Annotated in this window: 4 protein-coding genes and 1 pseudogene; 2 read left to right on the forward strand and 3 right to left on the reverse strand. The window is 69.3% G+C overall.

Features of this window, described 5'->3' with window-relative positions; genetic code table 11:
* Positions 1-379 (reverse strand): annotated as a pseudogene (locus E1202_RS30995) (alpha-mannosidase); the annotation flags it as partial.
* A 167-nt stretch (positions 380-546) separates the two neighbouring features.
* Between E1202_RS30995 and E1202_RS32470 the strand changes: the two are divergent.
* Together E1202_RS32470 and E1202_RS31005 are read left to right on the forward strand one after the other, a co-directional pair.
* Positions 547-807, forward strand: a complete 261-nt coding sequence (locus tag E1202_RS32470) for a Prokaryotic metallothionein (RefSeq protein WP_132686862.1) — start codon at positions 547-549, stop codon at positions 805-807.
* A 453-nt stretch (positions 808-1260) separates the two neighbouring features.
* Positions 1261-2046, forward strand: a complete 786-nt coding sequence (locus E1202_RS31005) for a putative protein N(5)-glutamine methyltransferase (RefSeq protein WP_132686860.1) — start codon at positions 1261-1263, stop codon at positions 2044-2046.
* 111 nt (positions 2047-2157) lie between these two features.
* Here E1202_RS31005 and E1202_RS31010 read toward each other — a convergent pair whose 3' ends face one another.
* Complete coding sequence (locus E1202_RS31010; RefSeq protein ID WP_207919014.1) at positions 2158-2682, reverse strand: gamma carbonic anhydrase family protein; 525 nt, start codon at positions 2680-2682, stop codon at positions 2158-2160.
* A partial coding sequence (locus tag E1202_RS31015; protein WP_132686861.1) for an FCD domain-containing protein occupies positions 2679-3088 on the reverse strand: 410 nt, incomplete at its 5' end. The genes E1202_RS31010 and E1202_RS31015, both read right to left, overlap by 4 nt.

Here is a 3088-nt window from a genome sequence, read left to right on the forward strand (position 1 = left end):
GTGGGAGGTAGGTGTTGAGGGGGTTGATGGCTTTGAGGGGTGTGCCGTCGGGGGTGTAGCAGAGGCCTTCGCATTGGAAGCCGGGGCGTTCGTCGGTGGAGCCGAGGTTGATGAGTGCTTCGATGGTGTGCCCGGCCCAGGTTTCGGGGATGGTGGCGGTGAGGCGGAACCAGGCGGTGCCCCAGGCGGGTCCCCAGGGTTGGCCGATGTGGGTGGGTTGGTAGGTGGCGTTGAGGGCGTGGGTGACGTCGACGGGTTCGCCTGGGGTGTGCCAGACGGCGATGTCCATGGGTTGGGTGTGGGTGTGTTGGGCGGGTTTGATGCGTTGGTGCAGGACGCGGTCGAGGCGTTGTTCGACGATGTGGCGGTCGTCGTGCATGGGGCGGCTCCCTGGCTCGGCGCGTGGGTGTGGTGGTGATCATGCTGGCACAGGGTGGCGTGGTGTCAGAGGTGAATTGTCTTCGGTGTGGGGTGCGGTTGCCGGTGTTGGTGGGAGGCCGCATGCTCGCGATGTTGGCTTGTCATCGCGTTGTGGAGGGCGGTCTCATGGGGACCTGCGAGGTGTGCGGGAACGAGTACTGGATGAGTTTCGAGGTGCGCACCGTGGGCGGTGGGGTGCACACGTTCGATTCTTTCGAGTGCGCGGCGCAGCGTTTGGCGCCGCAGTGCGAGCACTGCGGGTGTCGGATCTTGGGTCATGGCGTGGAGGCCAGTGGGCGGTTCTTCTGCTGTGCGCATTGTGCGCGGCAGTCGGACGTGGAGGTGGCCGGTGAGTTGCGGGATGCGGTGGGTGCGCACCCGGGCTGATCGCTACGGGGCGTGTGTTTCGGTGTCGCCTGTTCGGGTGTGACTGGCCGCTCCTTGTTGTGACCGTTCTGTTATGTCACGGTTGAAACACGCGGACGACCTGCGACGACATTCCGGTTGACGGGGGACGAACTCGGCCGGATCAGTGGGTGCCCGCGCATCCGGGTGTTGACAACGAGCGGGAACACCGTCAACTCCACACACAAACCCTTCGCTTGAACTTGGAGGACGCCCTATGGCAAGTATGGTTCGCTGGCTGGGCGGGTTTTCGCGGGAGCTCGAACGCGCCCGCGCGACGATGCGCCACCCCCGCTCGCAGGCCCATGTGCGGTTTCCGCGCGGATGAGGGCCTGGTAGCGCACAACCGAAAATGACTTCACGTCTGCCGCGTTCCCGGTTTTCCGGGGGCGCGGCAGACGTCGTTTCGCGGGGCGGGTGCGAGGATGGGCGCCGATGGCGTCAGGGGGCGTGGGTGTGTCGCGGGATGAGGTGACCGGTCGTCTGCGGGCGGCGGGCTGCGTGTTCGCCGAGGACGAGGCGGAGCTGCTGCTGGGCGAGGCCGGTGATGATGCGGTGCGGTTGGAGCGGATGCTCGCCGCGCGCGTGTCGGGGTTGCCGTTGGAGCAGGTGCTGGGGTGGGCGTGGTTCCGGGGTGTGCGGATCGCGGTGGCGCCGGGGGTGTTCGTGCCGCGGCGTCGTACCGAACACCTCGTCGAGCTCGCCGTGGACGGCCTCGGTTCGGGTGCTGTGGTGGTGGACGTGTGTTGCGGTTCGGGGGCGGTGGCCGCCGCGGTGCGCGCGCAGTGCCCGGAGGCGGTGGTGTGGGCGTGCGACGTCGACGAGCGCGCGACGGCGTGCGCGGAGCTGAACCTGCCTGCTGGGCACGTGGTCACGGGAGATCTGTTCGCCCCTGTGCCCCGCGAGTTGGCGGGGCGGGTGCGGGTGATCACCGCCAACGCCCCCTACGTTCCCAGCGACGCGGTGGCCCTGATGCCCCCGGAGGCCCGTGACCACGAACCCCGCACGGCCCTGGACGGTGGGGCCGACGGCCTGTCGGTGCAGGCGCGGGTGATCGCCCAGGCACCGGGTTGGCTGGCGCCCGGTGGGGTGCTGCTGGTGGAGACCTCCCGGGAGCAGGCCGATCGCACCGCGGGTCTGATGTGCGCTGCCGGCTTGGAGGCGAGGGTGTCGCGCTGCGACGAGCTCGACGCCACGGTGGTGTCCGGCCGCCGGGGTTAGCGGTATGTGGTCTCCCGGTTCCCCCGTTCGTGGTGGTGCTCCCCAGCGGTCCTGCCGGGTTGAGCGAGCCATCGGGTGGATTTCTGCGTGCAGGGCTGGTGGGGGTGTCGCTCAGCTGAGCGCGTTGCGGTGTTTGGCTGCGAGGTTGAGGTACTGCTCGACGGAGAGCTTGAGGGCGGCTTGTTCGTCGGCGGTGAGTTCGCGGCGGATCTTGCCGGGGGTTCCGGCGACCAGGGAGCCGGGTGGGATGTCGGTGCCTTCCAGGACGACGGCTCCGGCGGCCACCAGGGAGCCGGCGCCGATGCGGGCGCCGTTGAGCACGACCGCGCCCATGCCGATGAGGCTGCCGGTTTCCACGGTGCAGCCGTGCAGGACGGCGCGGTGGCCGACGGTGACCTCGGGGTGGATGTCAGCGGGGAATCCGGGGTCGGCGTGGATGACGGTGCCGTCCTGGATGTTGGTGGCCTCGCCGATGGTGATGGTCTCCTGGTCGCCGCGCAGCACCGAGCCGTACCAGATGCTGGCGCGGGGGCCGATGGTGACGCGGCCGATGAGGCTGGTGCCGGGGGCGATGAAGGCGCCGGGGTCGATCTCGGGGGTGATGTCGTCGACGGTCACGGTCAGCGGGTCGTTCAACGGGTTTCCTTTCGGCTGGTGCGCTGCTGGGCCAGCCAGGCCAGCGCGACGTCGGTGTGTCCGTCCACTGTGTCCTCGATGCCGTCGAGGAAGCTGCGGTCGCCGTGGGTGGCCAGTTCGTCGAGGACGGCTTCGGGGTCTCCGGTGTCGATGATCTCCAGCAGGTGGGTGTGGCGGGCGACGTCGCCGTCGAGGGTTTCGTGCTCCTCGCGGGCGCGGCGGTTGAGGGCCATGGACAGCATCAGCTGGAGTTGCAGGGAGCGGTAGGCCTCTTCGAGGCGGGCGTGTCCGGACAGGCCGACCACGGAGACGTGGAATTCGAAGGAGCGCTCCAGGTAGGCGGGGCGGTCGCCGGTGTGGGCGACGTCGGTCATGGCCTGCAGGGCCCGGTGGCAGCGGGCGCGGC

This window comes from Saccharopolyspora karakumensis (assembly GCF_004349225.1).
GTDB classification, from domain to species: domain Bacteria; phylum Actinomycetota; class Actinomycetes; order Mycobacteriales; family Pseudonocardiaceae; genus Saccharopolyspora; species Saccharopolyspora endophytica.

Coding starts and splice junctions, on each gene's coding strand:
- E1202_RS31005 (WP_132686860.1), top strand. CDS start 1,261: ATGGCGTCAGGGGGCGTGGGTGTGTCGCGGGATGAGGTGACCGGTCGT.
- E1202_RS32470 (WP_132686862.1), top strand. CDS start 547: ATGGGGACCTGCGAGGTGTGCGGGAACGAGTACTGGATGAGTTTCGAG.